This is a genomic window from Flagellimonas alvinocaridis (genome assembly GCF_004916895.1).
Taxonomy (GTDB): domain Bacteria; phylum Bacteroidota; class Bacteroidia; order Flavobacteriales; family Flavobacteriaceae; genus Flagellimonas; species Flagellimonas alvinocaridis.
The window spans coordinates 75511-102026 of record NZ_SNTZ01000001.1 but is presented as its reverse complement, the minus strand read 5'-3'; the positions used below and the strand labels follow the sequence as shown (position 1 = coordinate 102026).

The window sequence follows — 26516 nt, the reverse complement described above, 5'->3', positions numbered from 1 at the left end:
AAAAATATATAAAATACTGTTTTTCAGTAAATTAAAAATTTTATTGAACCATATTAAACCATTTTATACCTATATTTGTTTATAAATAGTTTATAAATTTATAAACACATGCTCACTACAAAAGTCCTACTGAACAAAGTCCGCCAAAAACAGGATGGAACATTTCCATTGGTCATACGCATTACCTATAACAGGAAATCAATTTATCTGCCTCTAGGTTACAATCTGGCTGAAAAAGACTTCGATGCCAAGAATCAACGGATAAGACCATCTAGTAAAATAGCTTCCAATATTACCCGTCTTAACAATGGCATACAAGAAAAACTGAAAAAGATTTATGATACGGTTACCCAACTAGAGGAAGAGGGTAAAATAGACAGTCTGTCTATGTCGTCCCTCAAAAAAGAAATAGAGGGCAAATCCGTTGGCAACATGGACTTTTTCGATTTCATCGATTCTGTAATAAACGATTTAAAAAAAGCAGGGAAATTCGGGAATGCGGAAATCTATAAGAACCTTCGTGGCAAAATAGAGAAATTTCATGGAAAACCTTCCCTTCCCTTTCGTCAAATCAATTACACCTTTGTGAAGAAATTGGAGACTCAACACTACGCTGCCGGAAACACGGCAGGCGGTTTAAGCGTGTACCTACGAACCTTAAGGTCCGTTTACAAAAAGGCTATCAAACATGGGATTGCCAAAGAAAACCATAACCCCTTTAATGATTATTCTATAAAAAATGGAACGCCTAAAAGAGAGTTTTTAAATAGGGAGCAGCTAGAGACCTTAAAGAATGCTTCTATTGAAGAGCCACATTTAGCAAAAGCCCGAGACCTTTATATGGTCTCCTTTTACCTTAGGGGCATGAATTGGATGGATATGGCCTTGTTGAAAGGCGACAACATTCATGGGAATCTCGAACGGATAATGTACATCCGGGCCAAAACAAGAAATAAAATGTTCTCCGTTAAAATTACCCCTGCCTTGAAGCAAATACTTCTCTCCTTTAATGATGGTACAATAGAGAAAGATGATTTTGTCTTACCTATCCTTTCGAAGAATGTGACCCAAAATCAAATGCATGAAACCATTAAGAACAAAAGAAAAAGGCAGAATATTTATCTAAAGCGGTTATCGGAAAGATTGAAGCTTCCAAGAGTAACCATATATACTGCCAGACACACCTATGCCAATATCTTAAAGCGTAGCGGTGCTCCAAGTAATGTCATACAGGATAGTTTAGGGCATACGACCGAAGCTATGACCCAAACCTATCTGAATTCATTCGAAACTACTGTCATCGACGATTATGATGCTCAGATTATGTAATAGAGGTCATAAATTCGTTATTGCACTCGTTTTTCCTGTGTAATAGATATTTGCGCTCATTTTTCATGGAATGCGCCTATTTTCTCTAACAAATATTTGAAAGGACTCATTTTTTTTGCGTTTTTCTTCTTCTCCCTATCCACACAAAAAGCGCCCGTTAGGGCGCTAAATTTTGTGTCAAAAGCCTTTTATTTAGACTAAAAAGATAACCCCTTACCATTGCCCTTGAATTTTGTAAAATCCGTAAACTCATCCTTGAACCCATTGAACAGTTCTTCCTCTTTATAGCTGCTACCACCTATCCAATTGCCAATGGCATAAACTCCTTTTCTGAGCGCACGGTTCCGTTTAAAACTGGATTGTCTCTGGGACACTTGAACAAGACATTGTTGTAGCCCATTATCCATATGATGCTGAATTACCTCGCGGTGCAAGTTTGGTCGCACATTTTCCGCCGTTAGCATATAAGTGACATTGTCATATAATCCTTTTTCCAAAAGATGTCCTGCCCAGAGATTTTTCAGATCGTTCCTGCCCTCTTCCAATAGATTTTTGATGACAGGCCTTTGTTCATTTAAAACAGCATTTAAATTGGGAATCGAACTCAAATAGAGACTTGTTCTTTTGGAAAGTGCATGACTCGATTCGTTGCCCGTATAAATGGATTTGATTTTGAACCCTTTCTCGCCTCGCGTAAAATAGAATCCCTTTGCATTGAAAAAAGCGATATAGTCCTTTGGGGATTTCTCAAAAGGTGCATGTGTTCGTTCTGCATTTTTCAGATAAGCGCTTAACGCCAAACTTTCATATAACTTTTTGTGTTCGGAGTTCATTCTTTTATACAGCTTCGGGAATATCATCGGCAGGAACATGGCAATTGCCGTTAGCTTAGTACTGTTTTCGGAAGACTTTTCGGACAATGCTTCGAGCATCAGATGGTTCTGATGGACGAATCCGGAGGACACATAGTTTTCCATATTTTCCGGAAAAGACAGTTTTCCTAATTCTACCGGAACCGTATGCCTGTTCGAATTCGTAAAGAACAAGTTGTTATCGTGATATTTTACGCCTAAAGACTGGAACAAAAGACGAACGCTTCCATTCTCCGTGCCGACATCGAAAATCTTGTTTTTCAATACCTTTCCTATCAGGTCGAACTTATTTTGCAGGGCGGTCTTTTCCTTTTTGGTCTCAATTTCAAATAATTTCTTTCTTATCATGGGAAAGGCGGCAAGTAATGCCGTCCTGAATTCTTTTTGCTGACTCTTTGGAATATATCGCTCCAAGAAACTATATTTTTTGGAAGCTATAAGAACGGGACCAATATCTCCGAAATTCTTGGTCATGATATGTTCCGATAACAGTCCTGTTTGTTTTGGGAATTTCAGATAGGATGTTGTGAACGCTTCCTTTATCAGTTTCTGCACTTCCAGTTTAAACTGCTTGCTTTCTGTATCGATTCGTGTGGGTTCGTTGCCGTTCCCGAATATGTCCAAACGGTTCTGCATTCGGGTTTTTTGGGAAAGTTCTCTTGACCTGAAAACATACATCGATTTGTCATAGACGGTATATCCTTCGATGACATTTTCGTTCTTGTCCAGTTTGATGTCGATGTCCTGATAGTCCTTTAAGACTTCTTCCAGTTCATACGGATGGATGGTTTGGAAAAGATCGTAGGTAGTTTCTATCTGCTTCAACAGGCGTTTGCGGTGCATGGGCAACAGCTTCGAGTTGGAATGGATGTCGAACACCTTTTGTAGTTTCGGGCCGCTCAGGTTACGGTGCACCTCGGAGCCGTTGATGAAACTCGTTCGATATCCTTTTTGATTGTCCAGTCCATATTTTAGGCCTATCCTTCCCGATTCGGTTTTGGCGGTCTTTACTTCAATATGATAGGGTCTGACCAGTCTTGCCAGTTCCTCGAAACTACGCACCTTGTATTTTTGGTTGATACTGTTGAGCACATCCTGTAAATAATACCGCGTTCCTTGCGTTGCGTCCGTACCTACTTTTAGTTCGGGCAATCTGTGTATCTGTATCTGTTCCTTTCGTCTAGTTGTAGGAGCAGGTGTCAGGCCATATTTCTTTTCGAGATGTTGCCGTGTCGCCATGCTCCTTCTATGGCTATTGAAGATTCCGAGTACTTTGCCATCTTCCTTTACTGTGGTCGTTATTATATGGACGTGTTCGTGTTTCGTATCCGTGTGCCGTACCACTACATAGGGTTGATGCCCAAAGCCCATATTTTCCATATATTCCTTGGAAACCTTATAAAAGGTCTTATCGTCCAGATGTTCCCCGTGCGGAAGGTTCAGGCTGATATGTGCATAGCGGTTCTTGGTGGCGTTGCGCTGTCCCTGAAAATACAGAACGCTCCCGAAGAACTTTGGCGATATACTTTGGGAAAACGTATTGCCGTAACCGAGTACTTGCATACCTTCCTTGCCGAGGACATAGTTCAATGTTCCGGTACAGGTTTCGCCGTAAATGATTTTCGCTATCATCTCGATTTATCTTCCCTCGTAATTTCCAAAAGTGCATAAAGCAATTCGTTTGTTCTTTGTATCTCGTTTTGCAAACTACTGTTCGGACTTCTTAGGTTCTTGTGGTGCGCAATCTTTACCAGTTGGTTGATATTGTTGCCAATTTTATTGATATGGTAGGCAAGGTTAGAGGTGTCCGGGAGCATATCCTTTTCTTCGGATTCACTTTGCAAAACCAATCTTCTTAAAAGCGGACTTATCGTTCCCCTTTGCGAAATATCCAGATTATAGGATTGGCATAGTTGCCTCAATTTATCATATTCCGTATCGTTGAACCGCAGCATTATGTTATGGTAACGCTTCTTGTTTCCCAATCGTTTTCGGCCTCTTTTCCGTTCTTTCATTTTTATTGCTTTTCAAGGCAAAACACTTCGCAAGAAGTAGACAATTCTGAGTTACTCAGAATGCACCTCGCTATCCGTTTCACGGATAAATATAGATAATCATATTTGATTTCAACTAACTTATAATCAGTTATTTAACTTGATATATCATATAAGACCATATCAATATAAATGGGTACAGCTAGTAGATTTATCCGGTCTAATATGGTGTTGAAAAAATAGAATGAAATACGGAAATGTTCAATCTTTTTGTGGGTAGGGGGAGAAAAGGGCAAGCGGCTATTTAGCCGCTTGGGCTTTTGCGCGGCCGCGAGGGGGTTGGGCAAAACTGGAACGGAAAGACGACCGGAAGTGGGCGGGCGAAGGTCGCCCGCTCGGGAGGATTGGAGTGGAATTTTTGCGCTACTTCCGCAGCGGCTTGGGGAAAATACGATAGGATACAAAAGTTAAATTGTGAATAGTATCCTCGGATAAATTCTTTACTCGGTATCTTTGGAAAATCTCAAGATTTTATTCTCCAAACAACTTCAAACTTTAAAGCCTTTTGATCAGTATCAGCGACAAAATGTTCATCACTAAAGAGGTCAATTTGGCTACCATAGCCTATTTCAAAAAGATAGTACTTCGCAAATCATTGATGGACTTTTCCTTCGGACCGCAATCAAATAACAGGGCTATTACCGACTTGTTCAAAAGTGTTAACTATTATGGTTTTGACCTGCCTTATGAAATTGAACTTGCCCTATTTGAAAGGCTACGGCGTTTTAAAAATAATCTGGACAAAGAAGAGCTTACCGCTTTATATTTTTGGGGTGTCAACCAGAAATATTTGCATTATCTGGAAGATTTCGAATATGGTGATGACACGTATTCCGATAAGGAATTCGACTGGGAATTTGGCAGGTCTTTGGCCTATAAAATCTACGAACCGAATAATAGCGGTCTGGAAGAAGAAACCATGGAAGAGCTCAAAGTGCTTCTATGTAATTTTGCTGGTGAGTTCGATTTATCGCTAGTGGATGAATATACCTATGAGCATATTATTGAAATAATTGACTTATACTGCTTATCATCAAATAATTCTATACCTGTTTTCTAGCTTAATATTATGTTCACATACCTAATGCTCTATTTAAGTCATATCCCATCACTGGAAATCTAGCATTTTAAATTTTCAAACTAGTGGATTTAGGCCAGTCAGTTTGTTAATATCCTTGCCTACTTTCCAAAAACTCATCGATTGAATCTTTGAAACTATTTAAATCTGATTGAATAACATCTTTATCAACTAAATACAGGTGTCGCAAATAGTTTATATGCTTTCCATTTGCACACTTTCGCAGTCTTCTACCAGAACCACAATAGCAGTTTTGATGTTCCTTAAAAAATTTGCTCTTGGTCGCCTGAATCATAGTTTTTGCCGTGATTAGGGTATCATCAATTTTTAATATATCCTTGTAACTTTCAATTATACCGTTTTCGCCATGTGAATATTCTTCGCCAAAATAATGGGAATGTATCTCATAAAATGAATTATTCTCGAAGAAAGGAACTAGAATCCAATCGAAAAATTGTAATAGAGATTTAACCTTGGTCTTCAGGAGTATTTGGGATTTTGCTCTTGTAGTAAAACAACAATTACCTGAGCTGGGATAAACATGCCTATCCATTTTGACCGGAATTCTTCCTCCAACCTCTTTGACCGAAGGAAAAAATTTTGGGTATTGACTTAAGTTTGCTTCAATTTCATAACTGTCGCCGTCAGAAAGTCCAATAGTGCCACAAACCAAATTTTCGTTTATTTGTTTTAAACCACTATAATTCGTCAGGACGGCATTAATCTCATGGCTAATTGGCATATGGCTTCGGTTTTATAATGGCCGCACCTAATGAAGCGCTCAAAGCTTTTGACTTGGTTTCTTCATCCTTGTCTTCGCCCAGAGGGAAACGTGTCCCAAATTGATTATCTCGAAGGAATTCAGAAGCCTTTTTGAAGTTCTTTTCATCTGAGGCCCTAGCACAATCCTCTTTAAGGCTTTTAAGAGCAGAAAGAAAATTTACTTTTCTAGTCTCACTATAACTTTCAAAGACGTCCTCGTCTGAAGGGATCGTAGGTCTGAAACATTTAAATCCCCCCTCTTTATTAAGTTCACTATCCATAGCATTGATAGTTTTCCTGAAAGCTTCATCTAAATTGTCTGCATCGACGTAGTTATTTGTGGCAAGAATCGTTAACTCAAAACCGCTAGGGAGTTTAAGCATGGTATTCTTATTTTCCCTATAATTTTTCCACGCTTTCAAAATACGTACAATAGCCTCAAGCCTGAATCTGGTACTCTTCTTCTTATTAAACCATTCATAAAAAGCTTTGGGGTCACTTTCAATCCAATCTTTCGATTTATGAGCCAGTTTAATAACCTCGCCTTCTTTATAATAAATAGGTAAATCAATATGATGTCCATCAACGAATACTACCCTAACACACGTTGTCTTCTTAATTGAGTCTTTTCCAGTGTGATTTTCTGTAGCCTTAAAAACCCAATCGTGCCATGTACTAATGGATTGTTTCTTATCATCCTCGTCAGTTTTGATGAAATATACACCATCGTCGGAATCATACTTGCGAAGAATATTTCCACCTTCATCATATTCTACAATTGGATTAATCGTAGTATTCATTTCAGACGATCCTTGTGCGTGAGATTTAGGTTGAATCTCATCCGGCTTATTTTCCTTAAACCACTTTTTAATTTTTTTTCGGAGATCTTTTCTGCTTTTTGCCAATGACTCTTTTCGTGATTTGTTCAATCTTACATCCTTGTCAAAATTGTTATATTCTTTATTTAATACTGCCATAATATCTAGTTTTTAAAAATCATGTTTTTTGTTGTTACTGACCCATTTTAAATCCTTGAACTCACCTTTAGTTTGAAAAGGCGACCTATTTGTATAATACCCGCCAGATAATCTTTTATTGTCACCGTCTTTGATAAACTTCACAACCTCAGTACCATGATGTGGTGGAAAACCTTGTTCAGAACTGCCTTCGTTTAGGTAGTTATAGATCAAATTGTAATGTTGGCCGTCTTGTGTATGTTCTACATACATTCCCTTGTTTGTAGAAGGAGAGGATAATGAACCGTCGATTTTCTTTGTGAATGACGAAACGTTGATATTACTACCTGTCTGAGTTACAATCTTAACGTGTTCCAATTCACCTGTTTGAATTTTACCATTATCATCTTGGAACTGATAAATCAATTTACCTTCGTATCTACCGGAAAAATCATCGACCCAAAAAAGCCATTTAAACGGTGCATACTTCCATAGGTATCTAGTAATTACCGTAATGAGAATTGTGAGAAAGCTGAAAATTGATACTGACCAACCGAACGATTGATTAGCTAGATAAATTAGGGCAAAGCCGAGTATGACCATGCCTATTAAAAATTTGGGATGATAATATTTCAAATAGTCTTTTTCCATATTTACATTCTGTATTAAGATTAATACTGCAAATATGAAACACAACTATGCAATGTATTTGCATATCTGTAAAATGAATTCTACATGTTATCGAAATTCGTCTTATATTTTAAAAATGGATTTGTCTAGCCAAATGGAAGAAGTTAATTTAATGGCTTAAAAAGACATGCTTTTTGTGGTAAGCCTATTGGTAGTTCTAAACTTTTTTACTTGAATTTAAATGACTGGCAATCCAAGTTGGAACGACAATGCTCTGTACATAAATGTCTCAATCAAAAAATAAATTAAAAAAAATCTATTTGGTGTTTGCGACCTTCAAATAGGTAATTTCGCATGCCTTGCAAAGTCGTTTCTCTTGGACATATTCATTTATATCGTACCAACCTCCAGTTTTTTGCCAAATATCCAAACCTCTCCCTAAAACAACTTTCCAACCATTGTTCATAACGATTGACCGATCGTGAATATTTTCATCAAACTCATATGAAAATAGTATATCCATCGATTCTAATGAATACCTCATCTGTTCAAATGCTCCCCTAGCATTTTCAATAAAATCCTCGTTATTACTGGTAATTAGATGTAGTCGTACTTCTTCTTCCTGTTCTTTCTTTTCACTAATCAGCTTGGCAAGTTCCATGAGATTTCGCAATTGGTATGGTAACCGAATATAAGGATCCGTAATCTTGATATCCGTGGCACTGAGTAGATAGTCACCAAATAAATTTTCGTACGAAATACCAGATTGATTGTCAATAATAATTTTTTGACCTGTCTCTAAATTTTTGGCTGTTACTTTTGGTGTTGAAGTCTTTTCATCAGTCTCCACTTCCGAAGGAGAGACTGTTTTAATGGTATTCTCAATTTCTTCCAGGGTTACAATTGTAATGTTTTCTCCTGTGGTCTTGCTAGTATAACTAAACTCGACCAGATCCTCTAAAAAAGTTTCATCCATTTTCTGCAGCTGATCCTTAACTCTTTTTCTATTTTCGATGGCAAAATTCAAAATTTCTTTGGCATCTTCTTCGCCGTAGTCATCATCAGGATAGATTACTTTTACCAATCCAGCATATGTCTTTGCAATTGAGGTTTTATCCCTCGTTGTAATCGTACTGGAAAGTTCGAAATATTTTGAATAGTCATGAGTTCTATCTTCTTTTCTCAGATTTTTTAGTATTTCAGCCAAGTAATCTACAATAAACCCATATTCAGATGTAAACATTTCATTTCTTAACTTTTGTACTTCCCACCCAGGTAGATAACAATGCATTCTATCCAAAAATGCTGTGTCATAATAGTCTTTAGGCAATGCATCGAATAAGTCACTGTGTTTCATCATATAAGATACTGAATGATCCGTATTCCCAACAAAAACCATTGAAGCCGATGCACCATAAACCTGTGTTCCTCTTGAAAAGGATTTATTAGCCATATAGTTCTTCATTATATCTACCAAACCTCTATCTACTCTTTTTGTTTTACCGGCAAATTCGTCGTAGGCCACTACATCCCAATAACCAACCAAACCGATTTCTCCTGAACTATTATTAACAAACAGCTTGGCTTTTGAAACCTCACCTCCAGAGATAAGTATGCCATGTGGAGACATTTCTGAATAAATATGGGACTTTCCTGTGCCCTTAGGACCCAATTCGATGAGATTGAAATTATTTTCAACAAATGGCACAAGTCTAGTCAATTGGATTAATTTTGAACGAAAGGTAAACTCCTCTGGATTCAAACCTATGGATTGTAAAAGAACATCTATCCACTCCTCCTTGCCGAAGTATTTCCTCACATTTTTGTACTCGTCTATATCTACATTCGAAACTTGGATTGGTTTTAAGGTTTCTACCATCCAAGGTGTATTATCTCTTTCATCAGAGGAGATATAGGCCAAAGTTAATATGCACCAAACACCACTTGATAGTAATTTTTGATGTTCTTTAACAATTGCATCTGAAATTGGAACCCGATTTAACCCTAAATTAGCAAAATTAGCTTCGTATCTGTCTTGCCTATCATTAAGTTGGACCGCTACCTTATCAATGATTCTATGAGAACCTTTTTCCCTAATTTTTGATTTAATGATTTGGGATTCATCACGATGCACAAAGTGTTTCGCTATTATATTCTTAACCGTTTCAACACCCTGCTCAATGGTTTCAATATCGTCTGTTGCACAATACTGCCCTAAAAGGTATTCCAATACATAGGTGGGTACAATTGCATTGCCTTTAACGAGCTTCGTCAAATCTTTGCGCACGACTTTGCCGGCAAAGTGCTCATTTATTTTCTGATTTAGTTCGTTCATATCAATTAAATTTCATCAAAATCGTTTGTGAAAGAAATGCTCAATGTATAATAGTATTCTTTGTAAGCTTTCCATTTGTTTGCGCGATCCATAGGCTCCTCCAAAACCAATTTAACACGTTGGTTCTTATATTTACCACTTGCCAGCGAAAGTAGCTGAAAACGATGCTTTACCTCTCTTTGCCTTTGACTGTCTTCTTTGCTATCAAAATTATAACTGAATTGGTCACTCAAAACCGTTCCATCCGCTGCCATAATCGATGCCCGAATTCTTCGAGCTATTCTGGTCTTATTTGTCGCCAAGGTTTGAATAAAAGAAACGGGCAATAAGTTTGTAGTGATTTTATCCGTCGATTTTATTATGTCTATTTCAACTTGGGTGGTTGTGTCTTTTCGCTTCTTGTTTACCTTAATAACAGGTACGACAATTTCCTGAAGAGATGCACCACCGTGTATAAACTTAGAACCTGCTCCCTTTACCCGAAGCCTATTGATTGATTTTGGTATTAGTATATTACCCTCGCCTGTCAAGCCTAATTGCTGATACGTAAATGTTTTAACTGAAGCATTACCAGTGATATTTTTCCCGATTACAAATCTTCGATTTTGTTTATCAACATCCCCCTGTACCTCGGCGTTTGTAAAATCACTGTCTTCTAATTCTTCATATTGATATAAAAATCCATGGTCAGATGTAACAATCATATTATTACCATTCATATTAGCTATCTTTTTAAGCAGCTCCATTAAGAAAGATAGTTCGCCCTCCACCGCATCGAAAATTCTATCTTGTGAAGTGGTGTCGTCGCCTGTATCATCAATAACATTATGATAGATATAAATAACATCATAATTCTTAACAAACTCCCTTCCGTCGCCATGGACACTAAACTTCATAAAATCTTCGGCAAGAATTGCCGTGGCCCTTGCACCAGTGTTGGCAGACAATATCTTAGACCTTGCCACCACTCCGACTGAGGACATATCATTAACTAGGACTTGGTCACTGCCTTTTTTCATTGACAAAGTATCATGCGGAAGTAAAGAGGCCATTCCCAATTGAGTATATGACGGTAAAGAAGAAACTAAACCATCAATTTCGCTGTCATATCTGTTTTCCTTGGTCAATAGTTGATTTAATTCAGTACCGCATTCATAGCGCAAGGCATCCGATATGACCACAAAAACACGTTGGTTTTTTTCAGTAAACGGTCTTATGTGTTGATCAAAAAATCTTCTTTGACAGAAATTTTCCTTCGTTGGCCATATCTCAGTGCTGTCGATTACCTTCTGCCAATTGTCATTTTGATTTAACAACCAGTCATTGGAATATAATTTATCGATACTTTTTGCCAATTCAGAAAGCACATTATCCTGATTCGTTTTTCGGAAGTTCAAAATAAACTTGCGATATAGAAAATCCACTCTGTAGAGTTTAGTCGTGTAAAGCCTCAACCCATCTTCAAAAGATTTAAAATTGACTGATAAGGAAATTATTTGATTTTTCAGTTTTGATGCAAAAGAGATACTCTGGTAATAAGATTCAAATTTCGAATACCAAAATTTATTTTCTCTTTGCTTTATAAAAACTTGCAGAGTGTCGTCGGATATTTCACTATTTAATAACCTTTGCACCAAATCGTGCAGAATTTTGTTATCCGTAAGCTTAAATAATTCATCATTTACAACCATTTCGAGAGAAAGCTGATTTAGTTTACTTTCAATCTGGAGATCATCGGAAATTTGAAGAGATATTTTGTTAAAGCCATCCCGATAGGTAATCGTATCTTTCCATAATGACAATAATAATCTAGTTTCTTTTGATAGCTTAGATTTTCCGTTATTCTGAAAGTTATCCATAAATGCTTCAACCAAAAAGTCATAAATAGAGGGGGTGTCGCTGTCGTAGTTGAACTTTTCTGAAATTTCTTTCCAATAAAAATCGGTTAATTCAAATCGCTCTAAATCGCGCTGAAGCTTTTCGTTTCCATTTGCGAATGCCGTTCCATGCGCATGAATGAAGGTGTTTAAGTTTACATATTCCGTATTAAAGGCGACGGCTATCATCTTATAGCGCACATCTTTGTGCGAATCTCCTTTACCAAGAAGTTCCTTTAGATTATCCTGACGTTCTTTTGATTTAAAAAATGCAATATGCTCTTCAACCAATTTTTTAAATCCGAAGTCAAGGCCTAAATCTTGTAGAATTATGGCCTCTTGATCGGTATGAAAAACGTGGTAGGCCAACTCTAAATCTAAGAGCCAGTTTTCGTTTGGTTTAGGCTTGGGCGTGTTAAAATAAACAAGAAACTTTTCATTTTCATTTTTGGAGGTTAGTTTATATTTTATCTCAAACTGGTTATCTTGAACATGACATTTTTGAACGCCGCTTATGTGTAGCTTATCAAAACTTTCCTTGAGTTCATCATGCTCATCATACCAGAAAATCACATCATTTTCCTGAAACTTCTTATCCAATGCTTCCTTTATCTTAGAACTCATGTATTAAACTAGATTTAATTCCAACCCTTTATCGGTCTCTTTAACTACCACTACTTCAATGATTTGGTTTATTTCGAAATCATCCTTAAAAGTATCTTTTAGCTTTGTTTTATGTAGCAGGCCGTCTTTGGCATTTTCAAAAGTCACGAAAATCCCAAAATCAACTATGTTCTTAATCTTTCCCCTCATTGTTTTGTTAACAACAAATTCAACGTTTTTCCTTTTTACGATTTTGACATTTTTTGCCAGTTTATTTCCATTGTAATCTAGGTCAACTACAAATTTCACGAAACTACCTTCCAACTTGGAAATATTCTTTTGGGGTGGATAGAAACTGCTCTTTTTGAAGTTGATGGTTTCAGTTGCGGTTTTTATCTTTCCTACTTTGTTGTTGTTATGAACAAAAACAATAGCACCTTCGTACTCATGAAAATTATCATACATTTCTTTATTCCAAAAATCACGTAGCCTTTGAAAGTGTCTACTTGCGCCCAAATCTGTTATATCAAAGGTGTAGTAGTCAATCAGCTTTTGATATTCCTGCGAAATATTCCACAAATTCTCATTCGCTCCAATAGAAATCATTTTTGCAAATATCTCTCCTTCATTCCCTCGATCTAGGCGAAATAGAATTCTTGCTTGCAATAGGCATAGTGAAGCACTGTACTTAATGTCGAATATTAAACTACCAGCTTTTAAGCTTTGTTCCCAACTTTCCTTATATCGCCCTTGAGTAAAAAGCAATTCAGAATACTGCTTGAAGAGAAACCATTTGCTTGACCCTGTCCGGGAATTTAATATTTCTAGATAAACACGTTCGCTAGCATCAAAATTTTTGAGGTTAAATTCACTTTGGGCGATTCTCATTTTAAACCAAAGATCATTGTCGTAATGAAAGTCTCTAAGCACAGTTAAAGCCGATTTGGCAGCCGCGATACACTCCTCAAACTTTCCCAACTTAAAAGTAGCCTTGGTAAAACCTTGATAATACTCTTCACATGCCGACGGGTTGGTTTTTGCTTTCCCGTCCTTGTCCGTATATTCCGAACAATCTAATGATAGTAAATCAGGGTTCAGCATAGATAGATGTTGATATACCATGCCTGCATTAAAAAGGTTGTTCGAATGTGCGGTTACCAAACCTTTTATAATCAGAAAAAGAGGACAGGGGTACTTGTCATTTGACCTTGTATCTTTTTGAGGTATGTGTTGAACGAGCTTGACAATCCAATTTTCATCGTTCAAAATTTCTTGGGGCTGTCTTGCCTTGATGTAACAGTCAAAAAGATACCATCCTGTTAGACCTGTGACTATTTCCATCTCCTTATAACGCTCAAGAATTTCTGGCAACTGGGTAACGTGCCGTTTTTTCGCTTTTCTCAACGCTTTTAGTAAAGCTATAGCATCGTAATTATTGAATTGCGAATCATATTTATTCCAAATACCTAAGTACAATTCGATTGCCCTTAATGGATTGGTATCGGCCACTTGTCGGGCCTCTTCTTGTATGGTGCTTTTATCATCCATGCGACAACAACTTTTTAAGTTCCAAAACTAGATCTTGGTTTGTTTTTCTCGTGATTGTCGTCGAAGTAAAATGCCCACGATTTCTTACACCACTTGTGTAACGCAGATTAAATTTAACTTGGTCGTTGCCATTTTTTAAATGAAGTCTATCTTCGTTATTATGCTCTTCCAGTAACTCTAGTTCAATCCCCATAACTGAAAGTTTATGCCGCCAATCTTGATATATTTCTCCTCTGTAATCGTTGGGGAAGGCGTTTTCCGAAGAGAGTTGATAAAGACTATCTATAGCGTTTTGAATTATATCTTTTAGGTCTGAATGGCAGGTCTCAATTCGAATAGACGATATCTTTAAGTTACCTCTGTTGTTCAATGCTATGGTCGCCGAACGCTTCTCTTGGTCAGAAAAAATTACTTTGTTCAAGAAATCAGAATATCTCCGAACTGAACTTATTTGCAATCCACTAAGCCGCTCCATTAGTTTTACAATGGCCATGGCAGCATTATGATTAAACCCTACAGAAAACCAATGTTTGCTCTCGTCGCTCAATTCCTCAGATGAATAATCCAACAATTCATTATTCGTGTGGGTTTCGACCCCTTCCGTGATTTCCACAGCATCGATAAACTCACATTCCGAAAATGGATTTATCAATTGTGGATGAATAATGAAGGCTTTATTATTTGCCGCCGTAAGACCGCTGTAGAGCCATCTGAAGTAACTCTGGTTTGCTATTCCTGCATCTTCCGACTGCAGCGTTTTAAATAGAACGTTTTCAAATTGTGAACCAACCGACTTGTGTACCGTAATAGCCCAGCCATAATTTACGTGCGCTGCATTTACATAAGGATCTTGCTTACGCAAGGTCATCATCAATGACCTATTGTAGTCCTTTTTATAAGAGCGTTCTATCTTATTGCGTTTTACTTTGAATGCTTCTTGGTCTTTTTTCAATACCTTTTCACCTGTGCTTTTTTTCAATTCCAATTCGCCGAACAGTTTGGAGGTCTCTATATAGTCCCTGTTCGATTGTAAGTCTTGGCACTTACTGCTTTTTTCAAAAGGATATTTCTTTCTGAGTTCTCCAAGTCTTTGACTGGTAAAAATCTTTATGGCTATTTGTTCTTCCCGCCCCAGATCTTCCAAGTTTTGAAAATAATTTTCAAGCATTAGGATATCAACGACAGGCTGTTGTATTGCACTTAGAAGTTTTACTCTTAATTTACGAAAGGTTAAGGTTGCCAAATATCCTTTAGATTTGGAAGAAATTGGCAGATTTTCTGCACTATAGACCTCTATAACTCTCAAATAACTACCGTTGCTGATATTCGTCGGATGACCAAGCCCTGTCAAATCAGGGATAGTTATGTTGTTGTTGATAAGCAACAAATCGCCTGCCGCTAGTTCCCTTCCATTCTTTAGCAAGTGCTCCTTGATCCAGAGATTGGTCTTACGAGCATCAAGCTTCGAATAAAACAGTACAGCGTTGCCGGGTTCACTTTCAATGAGATTTGAAAACCATTTCGTAATTAATTGACTTGCCTGTTCTTGTTGCACCTCTTCCAATGACTCATCATACTGATAATTTAGCCTATTGAACAGGTCATGATCAATGGAAGCTGCGATTCCATTTCTTGTTTTAAATAATTGTGTTTCGGAAAAGGCCTCATCAGCCTTACTACGATAGGGTATAATATTGCCATCTTCAAAAAGCTCATTCAACAATTCAATATTAAGTGCGGCATCCTCTGTTCGTCCATACGATAACATGTATGGATCGCCAATCAACACAAGTTTACGCTGCGTTTTATCCAGCTTTAAATAGTTAAATAAATCCTCCAACAATCTGCCTGTACCAAAGCGAATCAAATCGGATTGATGTAGGCTTCGAGATACCAAATGGGCGTCAGGTATAATGAATACATCGGCAATATCAATATCGGCATCGCTTCGAAGGCCAATGACTTCTTGTTCAATATTCTCCTGTAACTCCTCCTCTCCCTCTAAAGTATCTTCCTTAACTTTCGTTTTTTCCTTACCGCTATAAAGTGCTACATACAAGCTTTGAGTTTGTAAGAACGTCCGTTTCGCGATACGACTTGCTATACGGGTGGAGTGTGACCATAAGTGCGTTTCAGAACCAATGTTATCTTGCACATAGGTATTCACTATTTTCATCCATTTGTCACGCAGGTTTATGTCCATTGATTCCAACACAAGAATACCGGCCGCATCACTCGCAAAAAAGTCTTTAAGTACAGGTTCTAGTTCGCCATCCTTAAAATGAACTTCGGGTGCAATAGGCTGATCTACTGGAACAATAATATCGTTCTGCCAGGCATCTGAAGGAAAGATAGACTTGAGTTTTCTTGCAATACTTTCATCGTAATTGTTTTTACTGCTATAGTCGTACAAAAAGGTATGTAAATCGGCCTCTTCTACCAGTTGATAGTAGGGTACTTTTCTTGAAGTGGAACGGTTGGCGGTTATTGGTCCTGAAAAAATATTCAATGCACAAACTCGCGAGGGGTCAAGAACATATTTTAGTAAAGAATCGTCATTGATTACCCCATACATCACCTGCCGGTACGATTTCAATTGCCTAAAAGGATTCGGAAAATGCTCACCACCATATATTTTGATACGCTCGCCGTTTTTAGTATTCAAAAACCAAGGTTTTTTTTCAAATGCCTCGTCACGTAACGGCATTTCAATTTGGCCCTCATAATCTTTAAAATCTATGATTACCAGACCATTGTCATACAGCAAGATGGCATCCGCCCTAAATCGGTAATAATCTTCGCTACTGGGGTTTCCTATTAATAACCCATTCCACCCTTGCTCTTCAAAAAGTTTGAGCAAACCGTTCGCCACACGACGAAACTGTACATTTTCGTGATGATGTTCGGCTTTATTAAATAGAATTTCGAGTGCCATAATCTTTATTCCTCAGTTGCTTCCAGGTACAAGTAGTAATCCAAAACAGCTAGATTGTTCATGCCGGATTCTTTACAAATGTGATTTAGGAAGGTATTTATCGCTTTGTAACGCGCACCTTTAGATATACCCCTCGGAGTTTCAATTCCGTATGAAACCAACAAACTATCTATTCTATCATTACGAACCGCATATTTCTTGGGGTCATGAATAGTCAAAATTTTTGAGACCGTTGCTTCCCCTACACCCCTCATTTTTAAATCTCCGGAAAGCACTCTGTCAACTCTTTCGCTTATATCTATGGTATCATCAGATAGATAGGTCAGAATATTACGGAACTTATTTTTTTCTCTTTTAATCGGTGGAATTGCGATAGCAATTAAATGTCCTAGATCCCATATTCCAAAAAAAGCGTCCACATTGATATTCTCATAAGAAGGATAGCCCAGTGCTTCTCTTAACTCAGATACGTTTCGTTTTCTTTTTCTTTTGACCTCATCGTATTCCGGTTGTCTACGATGCCATTTTAAAACTTCCAAAAGTTCTGCCCGGGCCTTCATGGTGGCTACATGCTCCTGCTGGATTTTGGCTTTAAGTTCATGTACTTCCCGCTCATCTTCTCTTTTACGATCAAGTCTTTTTTGAAAGCGTTTTTCATAGGTATCTATAAACTTAGAAGATAGCGAAAGGGAATTTTCATTTAACGTATTGAACCAGCCAATTAGTTCTTTACAATCTTTTGTATTTGTGATCTTATAAGAAACTTCAATATTTTTTGATAGGCCACTAGTTGTGCAATTCGCAGAACCTATAAAAGCTGCATACGATTTAACTCGTCGTATGATATATACTTTTGGGTGGTAAAATTCCCTTTCAACATATAGTCGTGTTCCGATATTTGGTTTTGCCTCAAGTTTATATAACTTACGCAATACTTGTGGTTCAGTTGGCAGGCTAATGCCTAATAGATAATGTTGCCTAACCTCAGCGGATATATAACGTTGGATAAGATTAAAAGCGCTGTTTGTCATCAAAGCAACCCCAATCCAGATTTCATCTGCACTTTGAAGTTCCTGAATTAACCCATCTTTTAAACTAGTTACTACTACACTCATTCTGTTATTGAATCTGGGTTACATCTATCCAATCAAACTTTTTGACCTTTGCTTTGGCTTTTTTATCGTTTAAACCTGATACTGTCTTTATCACACTCCCAAACTTGTTGTAATTGACCAACACCCCATCATCCAAATCAATGGCAATACGCTCCGTTGCCAGTTTGTAAAGGTCGCGTTCGTATTCTTGAAGCTCTAACAATACTTTATTGATGCGCTCTTGTTCTTTGGCCGCTTGGTTCTGCTCACGTGCCGTACCTACACTTTTTACGTGATTCAATTGTTCATTATGGGCACTTAACTTTTCACGGTACTCTTTAACGTAGCCGTTGAGTATGGTATTGAGGGTATCAGGCGTGTAGCGATGCATATAGACCAACACATTGAAAGCCCCTGAAGGCGAGGAAAACATCCAATAAATAGGGCGCTTCTTATATCGCTTGATATGATCAGGATAGAAGGACTTCAAAAAGTATTTACGGATATCACCCACGGCATCTTCAACAAAGGCAATGTTTTTTTCAAAGTCTTTTTTGCCGAAAGTGACCTTTAAGAACTCGTAAAAGCGACCTACAATATCGTCTTCGAACCATTCATTGTCTAGAACGGGAATGATATTGTCATCGTCTGGCATAAATGATATATCTACTTTATCTATGCTAACAGCTTTTAGGTAGTCTTCTAAGGTTTCTCCTTGATTGGCCAATACCAACCCGGGTTTATCGAGGCTATAACGGCCGAACATACAACCTACAGCATAACTGATAAACTGCGCCATAATCTCATTTGACCGAAAATGCAATTGTCCATTCTCAATGGTGGTCTCATCTTTGAGAATGGTAATGTCTTCTAACGGAACCACTGGAGTAAGCTCGTCTTGTAACGTATATATTTCAATAAATTGACGGTTCAATTCTTCTTCATTAGTATGTAGCTCAAAAAACTTTTTTTGCCAATACTGGCAATAACTGTCGTAGGCCTCTTCCATATCTTGGCCGTTAATACGAAGAAGCTCATTTTGTTGGAAATTCCATGAGATTTCGCTAGAGTGCCATTGCTGTTTTGAAATCTGTATACACAACTCCGAGAGAGAACTAACTTCTCTATTCCAGAATTTTTCTGTGAATGGCAACTTAGAAAAGTATCCTTCAGAGAAATGCATGGTTGGGTTAATTAACTGTACTAAATCGGCAGTGTATTTCAAGTTCCCAAATGCAGCTAAACAATTTCTAAATTCCTCATTTTCTCCAAATGCAGAAGGAGCACATCCATTGTGTATAAATCCCTCTGGAAAAACTCGGAACGCATTGGTACTAGATGTTACATCACTCCAGCTTACTGACGGTTCGAAATAATATTTTGGATTTCGAATTACTGACCTTCGTTTCCCTTTGGCATCAAAAAAGTTCTTAATGTCAAATCCATCATTTGCCCAATTAATAAAATATTCATGGTTTCCATACCACTTCCTAAATGTCCCGCCCTTGTTATGAGGAACCCAGCAAGCATCTTCCGAAACCAAGCTGCTTTTATTAAAGTTTACCTCATGCCATGCTCTCAAGAATCTTTCATTATCTGCAGTGGATATCCCCTGACGGGCTTTAATTACGCTATCCATACTTTCGCAACCATTAAAAATTTCTATGGTTGAGTTTGAGGCAAAATAAGCAATTGGGAATCCTGGAATAGCAGTAAAATCTTCTTGAGAAGCTAGATAAAACCAACCACAATTTCTATTTTTTAATGCTTCTAGTGTTTTAGGTTTCTGGTTTTCCACGCCTTTAAAATCAGAAAGTCGAATATAACTCCCAGAATAACCTTCATAAGTGGCATTTCTCAACACGAATGTTCCTATTGGTACTACGGCAGGTCCAAAAGCATTATACTCCAATTGCACCAATGTTGAAATCGTTTTACTTTGAATCACATATTGACGTAACCATTCATAAGATTTTATGAACATCCATACATAAGGACAGATAAAACCGATTAAACCATCCTCTTTGGCAAAGTTTGAGGCTTGCACCAAAAAACAGGCAAATAGGTCCGTTTTTGTTTCTTTGTACTCTTTTTCAACATATTGCTTTAAAGTACCTTCCATATAGGAAGAGTTCAGGTATGGTGGATTGGTAACTACAATATCATAAGTAGTCGATAATAGATGTGCCTGTTTCTTTAATTGAAGTTCTTCATAGGCAAACAATGAAGATTTATCGACCGTAATGGCATTGAATTCTTTTTCATCAATCTTAATAAGTGACCCAAGCACTTTGGCGTTTTCAAACTTTGGATGCGCTCCAATATTTTGAAAAGCTGTTATATTGGGTACTACCTGTTTTTTGAAAAATCGACGATTTGCCTTTCTGCCTTTCATCATCAAAGCAAAACCCGCTATTTGCGCTGCCCTATCATCGATATCTATTCCATACAGATTTTTTGAAATAATAAGCCCTGGAATCTCCGTTGGATTGTATCCCTCTTCTTCATAAATTTTATAAAACAAGTCGAAAGCATAGCATAATACATGTGCCGAACCTACGCAAGGGTCAAAAAAGGTAATGTCCTCTATAGTCGCAATATTTCTATCTGGTATTAGCTCTTGATTGTTGGGTTCTATGTAAAACTCTAAATCTTTCGTAAGGTTAGTGGTTGGCTTGGCCTCCTTCCACAGTTGGCCTAATGTGTTGTCCACCATATACTGCACAATCCACTTTGGGGTAAAAAGTTGTGTTACCGGTGCTATCTCCTCGGCCTTGTATCTCTTTTTTGCGTTGATCAATTCATCCTTTTTCTCAGAAATGTAGTACTGATACAACCATCCTAAAATCTCTACTTCCTTGCAATCTTCTTTAGGCATACCATCTCTTACATCTTGTAGAATAGAGAATTGGGAGGTCAAATCATCAGGTAACAACAACTCGGCATAATCGTTAATACGTTCAAACAAAAAAGGCAACATTTTGTTCAAATGGTTACATGCGCCCACCAACAATGCTCGGTATGCCTCGTTTTGAGCATCTGCACTCGGTATCTTACCATCGAGCACATCATAAACGCTTTGGTGCATTACTGGTAATTCTTCAGGTATGGCACCTTGTTTAGCTTCTTGCAACAAAGCTGGCAAAGTCCCTCCTTCTATTGGAGAAACTACAGGAATGCCAAGAGGTTCGTATCCGTTTACATCCATAAATCGCAAAGCCGCAAAACGATTGAACCATGTATAGGCCACGGTATCTATTACTTGCTCCTTGGAGGTTTTATTAATGGCTTCTTGCAGTTTTTGCAGATGTCCTGCTTTTTCGCGAAGCTCAGCACTATCTGAAGTCAGTACCTTTTCGAGCTTGGCACCTATCTGGTCTAACAACTTTACACGCGCTTCTTGCGCAAAATGCTTTAATCTGTTGGTGTTCATTTACTTCAAGTTGATTTTCAGATTTTGATGAATTCGATTTAACATAGCCGTTCTGACTGCTTCAACATAGGCATTTACATCATCTTCAGTTACAAGTTCGTTCTTGTCGAACTCGATGTGAATGCTAGAACGCTTGATGTATTTGGCCGCAGGTTCATTTACTTGGCCTTTATTTTCTTTTTCGGCGATAAGGTTGCCCATACGGTTAAGCGCATTGGTATGCATTTCTGATAATTCTTGCTTGGCCTGTCGTATATTGGCAATGTATCGCTCTTGTGCTATACTCGTTTTTCGATATTCCAAGGCCCCTAGTACGTCCGCTTGTTCTGAAGCGCTAAGTTCTTTAAATACTTCTCGACCCTTAATATCAGTGATAAGTTCGTTGGTAGTTTTTTCAAATTCGTCTTTTTCGGATTTTATTAGAACGGTCACTTTCTCCTTTAAGGTGTCCTTTGCCGCCTTGGCATTTTTAATATGGTTGCCTTTATACGGGGTATCACTCTTCATCAATTCCCTTAAAGTGCTCAGCTCATCGCTTTGTATGAAATCGAAATTTGCCGTATTCAATGCCAACAACGATTTAATATCATCATAGATTTTACGCTGCTCCCCATTTATGAAGCGCTTTATTGGGGAGAGCATATCTTCTTTTGCATCTAAAAGAGCATCTTCAAATTCGGAAAAACTTGTGATAAAATAGCTGTAATCCTTTTGCGACCATTTGGACAATTTTTCCGAAAACGGTTCGAGGTTACTTAAAAAAGGATACCCTTGTTTTTGAGCCAGTAATTGATTCACTTCTATACTCATCTCGGTAAGTTTCTGCTTAAAAGTGGTAGCCACATCTTTAGCTTCCCGAAGCGAGCAACTTTGATCAAAAGCATCTTTGTAAATCTCTTTCAATTTTTTGATTGCCGAGGCATCAAAAGAAGTTTGAGGAACCAGTAACGTATTTCCATGATTTGAACTGACGAGCAAGGCATTTAAAAAGGCATTGTTTTCCAACAAATTGGAATCTTGTTTCGCCTCGATCTTCCCTCGTTTGAAAAGTTTGGCAGTCACGGTCCATATCGCATTAGGGTGCCAACCATATGGCTTTTTGGTAAAAACAGCCCTAAGGTCGTTCAGGGTGGTGCGGTCACTACGTTTTTTTCGTCTTAAAATTTCATTTAACACCTCACTTTCGGCTTCTGAAATAGTAGCATCATCTTCTGCAAACAATGCATCGGGAGTGCTATGTACCATACTTTTTATGCTGTCTTCGGAAAAAGCAGCCGATTTTAGCATTCGTAAATTCGGATACACTACTGCAACCAATTTTTGGAAAGCGTTCACCACTTTGGTTTTGCCATCGCTGGAGTTGGGCATCTCCAAATTGCTGCCGTTTAAATATACCTTAGCTTCTCCCAAGGCCTTATCCGCCATAACGATAAGATTTCTTTTTCTGGTTACATTGAGCATCGACTTTTCTTGAAGAATTCGAGCTATTTGAGGTCTTGTCGCAGAACCCCGATGCTGCTTCTCATACTTTGCCGTTTTTATATGCATACGCACATCGCGCATAAATGTGGCATTCGGAGCCAAGACCAACTTCATGCCTGTACTACCCATCGTCTGGGACTGAATAAATGATTCATTATCGTAGTCTTGATAATTATCCGTAATAATTTCGATTTCCAGTTCTTTTTCCCTTCCGAAGAAAGTTCCGTCTAATTTGCTGGTAAACTCGTAATCTTGCTTATTTTCAAGATACTTGATCCTGCTGTCGCCAATGATTTCATCGAACAAGATTTCCTTGAGTAAATGTGTGATGGCTTGATCATCTATATCGGTATGCTTGATTTCTTCCTCAATATCTTTTTCATCATCTGTCAAAAACTCGTAAATAGTACCACTACGCTGTATATAGCTTTGGTCTTCCAGCACTCTCAGTGCCTCATCTATTTTGGCTTCATGTGATTTTAAATCCACATGGATATCATCAATCAAGAGTACCGAAATATTTCGTTTGGTCGTCTTAAAATTGTTGAAATACTTAACCAAAAAGAGCGTTTTTAAAACCTTTATTTCAAAAGGGTTGGTCAAATTACGTTCTGCTAAAATCAATGATTGCTGAATGTCTCCACGCAATTCATTGCGTATGCCTTCGAACATCAAATCAAAGCTTACTAGGGCATTATTGTCACGATCTTCAATGGCCTTAATAACCTGCTGGAAAACTCCCAACATAGAACGCTCCCCTACGGAAGCGTGTTTACCCTGAAAGGCATTGTGCTTTGATAACGCAATTCTACATTGCTGAAATAGATCAAACTGGTAAGGAACAAATGGGTATTTATTGGCAAAATCATCGTCTCCATCAAAGGCCTTAAATTGAACGCCTGCCTCGGAGAACGATAATAAGGATTTCAGATGCGTACCATTCTTCTTATAAGCGCTGACCAGTTCTTTTTGTGCAGCATCTTTTTTATCAAGCAAGCGTTTTTCGATGACTTCATCAACATTTGCAGAAGTAAGAGGAATTTTGATTTTAAAACGGGCTTGAATACGCGAAAAATCATTTTGTTGGCTTTTGTTCATATCACCGACGACGGTTTCCATGTCTTCTTGCGAGGTTACCAAAATCCATGAGTTTCCCTTGGTTTTTGTCGCCAAAGTCTCTGCTATAGTCTGTAAATTGAGCATTAGCTTAGTATTATCACTAATGTATTGACCTACTTCGTCAACAAAGAAATTGAGTCTAAAACCTTTTGGTTTCAATAAGATGTAATCGTTCACACGGTTACAAAAATCTTCTATAGACTGTTTCTGTTTATTTTCAATATCATCTAGTATGCTTTCATACTTGCTAGGACTCGCATTATTGATTTCTCCCAAAACTTTGGCGATATCATCGGTAACTGCGGGGTCGAAGTAATCAATGCGCGCCTTTTGCCAAGGCAGTTTATTTGTTGCATCGAACAGCTCAATAAATTGAGCGTAGATTCCCTGTTTTTCTAGCCACATTTCAAATTCGGAAACATGAGGTTGAAAACCGTAATACCCAAGATGGTCGTAAAAAACTTTATAGAATACGGAGAGGATGGCGTTAGCGTCTTCTTTGCTTGTTATTTGCGCCTGTTGGTCAATGTTGAATAGCACAGACTCAGAGGGTATGCGTGTCGCATTAAGGATGTCCCCTTTTAACATTTCATCATGATCTACCTTTTCTGCAAATAACTCTCCCGATTTCCAGCCATCACATTCCTTGTTTTCCAATACATAGGACAAAATCTTTAGCAAATGTGATTTACCGCTTCCAAAGAAACCTGATATCCATACTCCGTTTGCTCCTGAAAAGTCATTATAAGCATCGAAAAAATCCCTTGCCTTTTTTGCTATTTCTTCGGTAATCACATATTCGGTTACCTCTGTCGAAATATTATCACGATCATCGGCCTTAATAACAGTTTCAATATCACGATTGATATTTTTTTCGAAAAAATTCTTTATCATAGTTTGGCTTCAATTTTGTCCATATTAAATGCACGGTAGTAATTATCATCCTTCAACATTCCAAAAAGGTTGAGCGTATGACCATTGTAATCCCCAGGAAAAAAAGCAACCGTAGGAGCCTCCTTAGCTATATTTTGTAAATTATTTAAAACGTTATGAGAACGGATAAAGGGAAATACCAGACCTATTCCGGTTAAAAAATATACCTTGGCATTGGCAGCTTTTATTTTTTCCTTTATCAACGGCATCAACACCTGATGCATATTTAAGGAAGACTGTAAGGCATTGAGAAACTTATCTTTTGGTTTTGCTTGCTCAACTTTGAACATTCGCTCCATACCGCCTTTATCCTCTAGAATTTCGCAAGTCAGACTGTAAAGATTCAATTCTAAAACGTGAACACCATTATCTTCAAGTTTTCGTATCAAGAGTCTTATTTCATCACGGCAAGCTATTTCTTCCTTACAATCATAGGCCGATATAAAAAAGGGAATCTCACCTCCTAAAGATTCTTTATTCAAGAAATTCGATGAAGATATTACCTTGAAGAGATGCTCAAATTTCTGTGTTAGGTTACTCATTTATTTTCTTTAATAATTTCAATATCAACATCTCCAAATAAGAAGATTTTGAACATCTCTGGATTATCCTCTAAAATAACTTTTCGTGTTTCAAAATCAATCCATTGTGGTTGTATTGTCTTTGATTTGACGCTATCTATCAATCCTGCCTGTTCCAACATTCTAAAAAGTACTTGTCTTACTTTCTTTCGGGTGACTGTTGTTAGCGATTCCATTTCCGGATGGTATTCACATTTTCGACTAAAAAACGAGTAATAATCTCCATCGGAAATCACATAGTCATACACTAGATACTTTTCACGAACTACTTCAATCACAAAATCCCTGATAAAATCAAAATATTTACAAACTGCAATGAAAGCAATTTCATTTTGAGTTTTAAAGCTACTGTGGAGAAGTAATTCTCTCTGTCTATCAGTGAGTGACTTACTCCATCCTTTCATTTCGCGCAATAAACGCCTTCCCGTTGATTGCTTGCCATTACCCAGTATCAGTTCGAGCTCTTCATCGCTTTTGGTATCTTGGTATCTGATTACTTTTACCAAATCCCTTGTTCGTAAAGAAGATGCAGTGAAAGAAAACTTATATGTATTTGGTGCCACCATTACTCCATCAATTCTTTAAGTGGAACTCCAAGAACCTCACTAATTTTTTGATAATTCTTAAGACTCGGTTCTGTTTTTTTCATTACCCAATTGCTCACAGTAACTTCACTAACACCAATTTTATTAGCTAGCCATTTTTGTTTTACTCCTTTTGATTTAAAAAGTTCTTTTAGCATCATGTCTTTAATAAAAATTAAAGTTTCTCTTCGCATCAAATATATTGAAGTAAACTTGCTTCTTAGTTATAAGAACAGATTATTTTTCATAATAAAAATAGATGGGAACTTAGGATATTTAAGAATCAACTTTTGTATGATCGGTGAGGAGGC

17 protein-coding genes are annotated in these 26516 nt (G+C 37.6%); 2 read left to right on the top strand and 15 right to left on the bottom strand.

The genetic code is table 11. From position 1 onward, the window contains the following. Positions 1–108: 108 nt before the first annotated feature. Positions 109–1329, top strand: a complete 1221-nt coding sequence (locus EZV76_RS00440; protein ID WP_136564637.1) for a site-specific integrase — start codon at positions 109–111, stop codon at positions 1327–1329. Between the two features lie 197 nt (positions 1330–1526). Here EZV76_RS00440 and EZV76_RS00435 read toward each other — a convergent pair whose 3' ends face one another. Both EZV76_RS00435 and EZV76_RS00430 read right to left on the bottom strand, forming a co-directional pair. After that, positions 1527–3833 carry a relaxase/mobilization nuclease domain-containing protein gene (locus EZV76_RS00435; RefSeq protein ID WP_136564636.1) on the bottom strand — a complete coding sequence of 769 codons (2307 nt, stop codon included), beginning with the start codon at positions 3831–3833 and terminating at the stop codon, positions 1527–1529. Further along, positions 3830–4216, bottom strand: coding sequence for a hypothetical protein (locus tag EZV76_RS00430; protein ID WP_136564635.1), 387 nt, complete (start codon positions 4214–4216; stop codon positions 3830–3832). Before EZV76_RS00430 ends, EZV76_RS00435 begins: the two co-directional genes overlap by 4 nt. Positions 4217–4760: 544 nt before the next feature. On the opposite strand from EZV76_RS00430, the gene EZV76_RS00425 reads away from it, so the two are divergent. Then, a complete protein-coding gene (locus EZV76_RS00425; RefSeq protein ID WP_136564634.1) occupies positions 4761–5315 on the top strand; it encodes a hypothetical protein in 555 nt (184 codons plus the stop codon). A 106-nt stretch (positions 5316–5421) separates the two neighbouring features. On the opposite strand, the gene EZV76_RS00420 is transcribed toward EZV76_RS00425, so the two are convergent. The 13 genes from EZV76_RS00420 to EZV76_RS00360 all read right to left on the bottom strand — a co-directional run bounded on the left by EZV76_RS00420 (position 5422) and on the right by EZV76_RS00360 (position 26399). After that, a complete protein-coding gene (locus EZV76_RS00420; RefSeq protein WP_136564633.1) occupies positions 5422–6075 on the bottom strand; it encodes a hypothetical protein in 654 nt (217 codons plus the stop codon). Further along, positions 6065–7072, bottom strand: a complete 1008-nt coding sequence (locus EZV76_RS00415; RefSeq protein WP_136564632.1) for a CBASS cGAMP synthase — start codon at positions 7070–7072, stop codon at positions 6065–6067. Before EZV76_RS00415 ends, EZV76_RS00420 begins: the two co-directional genes overlap by 11 nt. Before the next feature lie 12 nt (positions 7073–7084). Then, entirely contained in the window at positions 7085–7702 is a 618-nt protein-coding gene (locus tag EZV76_RS00410; protein ID WP_136564631.1) for a Cap15 family cyclic dinucleotide receptor domain-containing protein, read from the bottom strand. Between the two features lie 295 nt (positions 7703–7997). After that, entirely contained in the window at positions 7998–10016 is a 2019-nt protein-coding gene (gene brxL / locus EZV76_RS00405; RefSeq protein ID WP_136564630.1) for a BREX system Lon protease-like protein BrxL, read from the bottom strand. Positions 10017–10021: 5 nt separating this feature from the next. After that, positions 10022–12517 carry a BREX-1 system phosphatase PglZ type A gene (gene pglZ, locus EZV76_RS00400; RefSeq protein WP_136564629.1) on the bottom strand — a complete coding sequence of 832 codons (2496 nt, stop codon included), beginning with the start codon at positions 12515–12517 and terminating at the stop codon, positions 10022–10024. Between the two features lie 3 nt (positions 12518–12520). Continuing rightward, a complete protein-coding gene (locus EZV76_RS00395; protein ID WP_136564628.1) occupies positions 12521–14044 on the bottom strand; it encodes a S1 RNA-binding domain-containing protein in 1524 nt (507 codons plus the stop codon). Then, on the bottom strand, positions 14037–16979 hold the full coding sequence (locus EZV76_RS00390) for a hypothetical protein (RefSeq protein ID WP_136564627.1): 2943 nt from the start codon (positions 16977–16979) through the stop codon (positions 14037–14039). The genes EZV76_RS00395 and EZV76_RS00390 overlap by 8 nt, the downstream gene beginning before the upstream one ends. A gap of 5 nt (positions 16980–16984) precedes the next feature. Beyond that, positions 16985–18094, bottom strand: a complete 1110-nt coding sequence (locus EZV76_RS00385; RefSeq protein WP_136564626.1) for a phospholipase D-like domain-containing protein — start codon at positions 18092–18094, stop codon at positions 16985–16987. A 4-nt stretch (positions 18095–18098) separates the two neighbouring features. Continuing rightward, on the bottom strand, positions 18099–21506 hold the full coding sequence (gene pglX / locus EZV76_RS00380) for a BREX-1 system adenine-specific DNA-methyltransferase PglX (protein WP_136564625.1): 3408 nt from the start codon (positions 21504–21506) through the stop codon (positions 18099–18101). Beyond that, positions 21507–25001, bottom strand: a complete 3495-nt coding sequence (gene brxC / locus EZV76_RS00375; RefSeq protein WP_136564624.1) for a BREX system P-loop protein BrxC — start codon at positions 24999–25001, stop codon at positions 21507–21509. Next, complete coding sequence (locus EZV76_RS00370) at positions 24998–25582, bottom strand: DUF1788 domain-containing protein (RefSeq protein WP_136564623.1); 585 nt, start codon at positions 25580–25582, stop codon at positions 24998–25000. The genes brxC and EZV76_RS00370 overlap by 4 nt, the downstream gene beginning before the upstream one ends. Then, a complete protein-coding gene (locus tag EZV76_RS00365; protein ID WP_136564622.1) occupies positions 25579–26187 on the bottom strand; it encodes a DUF1819 family protein in 609 nt (202 codons plus the stop codon). The genes EZV76_RS00370 and EZV76_RS00365 overlap by 4 nt, the downstream gene beginning before the upstream one ends. Beyond that, positions 26187–26399, bottom strand: a complete 213-nt coding sequence (locus EZV76_RS00360; protein ID WP_201741801.1) for a helix-turn-helix domain-containing protein — start codon at positions 26397–26399, stop codon at positions 26187–26189. The genes EZV76_RS00365 and EZV76_RS00360 overlap by 1 nt, the downstream gene beginning before the upstream one ends. Between the last annotated feature and the right edge of the window lie 117 nt (positions 26400–26516).

Coding starts and splice junctions, on each gene's coding strand:
- EZV76_RS00440 (WP_136564637.1), top strand. CDS start 109: ATGCTCACTACAAAAGTCCTACTGAACAAAGTCCGCCAAAAACAGGAT.
- EZV76_RS00435 (WP_136564636.1), bottom strand. CDS start 3,833: ATGATAGCGAAAATCATTTACGGCGAAACCTGTACCGGAACATTGAAC.
- EZV76_RS00430 (WP_136564635.1), bottom strand. CDS start 4,216: ATGAAAGAACGGAAAAGAGGCCGAAAACGATTGGGAAACAAGAAGCGT.
- EZV76_RS00420 (WP_136564633.1), bottom strand. CDS start 6,075: ATGCCAATTAGCCATGAGATTAATGCCGTCCTGACGAATTATAGTGGT.
- EZV76_RS00415 (WP_136564632.1), bottom strand. CDS start 7,072: ATGGCAGTATTAAATAAAGAATATAACAATTTTGACAAGGATGTAAGA.
- EZV76_RS00410 (WP_136564631.1), bottom strand. CDS start 7,702: ATGGAAAAAGACTATTTGAAATATTATCATCCCAAATTTTTAATAGGC.
- brxL (WP_136564630.1), bottom strand. CDS start 10,016: ATGAACGAACTAAATCAGAAAATAAATGAGCACTTTGCCGGCAAAGTC.
- pglZ (WP_136564629.1), bottom strand. CDS start 12,517: ATGAGTTCTAAGATAAAGGAAGCATTGGATAAGAAGTTTCAGGAAAAT.
- EZV76_RS00395 (WP_136564628.1), bottom strand. CDS start 14,044: ATGGATGATAAAAGCACCATACAAGAAGAGGCCCGACAAGTGGCCGAT.
- EZV76_RS00390 (WP_136564627.1), bottom strand. CDS start 16,979: ATGGCACTCGAAATTCTATTTAATAAAGCCGAACATCATCACGAAAAT.
- EZV76_RS00385 (WP_136564626.1), bottom strand. CDS start 18,094: ATGAGTGTAGTAGTAACTAGTTTAAAAGATGGGTTAATTCAGGAACTT.
- pglX (WP_136564625.1), bottom strand. CDS start 21,506: ATGAACACCAACAGATTAAAGCATTTTGCGCAAGAAGCGCGTGTAAAG.
- brxC (WP_136564624.1), bottom strand. CDS start 25,001: ATGATAAAGAATTTTTTCGAAAAAAATATCAATCGTGATATTGAAACT.
- EZV76_RS00370 (WP_136564623.1), bottom strand. CDS start 25,582: ATGAGTAACCTAACACAGAAATTTGAGCATCTCTTCAAGGTAATATCT.
- EZV76_RS00365 (WP_136564622.1), bottom strand. CDS start 26,187: ATGGTGGCACCAAATACATATAAGTTTTCTTTCACTGCATCTTCTTTA.
- EZV76_RS00360 (WP_201741801.1), bottom strand. CDS start 26,399: ATGCGAAGAGAAACTTTAATTTTTATTAAAGACATGATGCTAAAAGAA.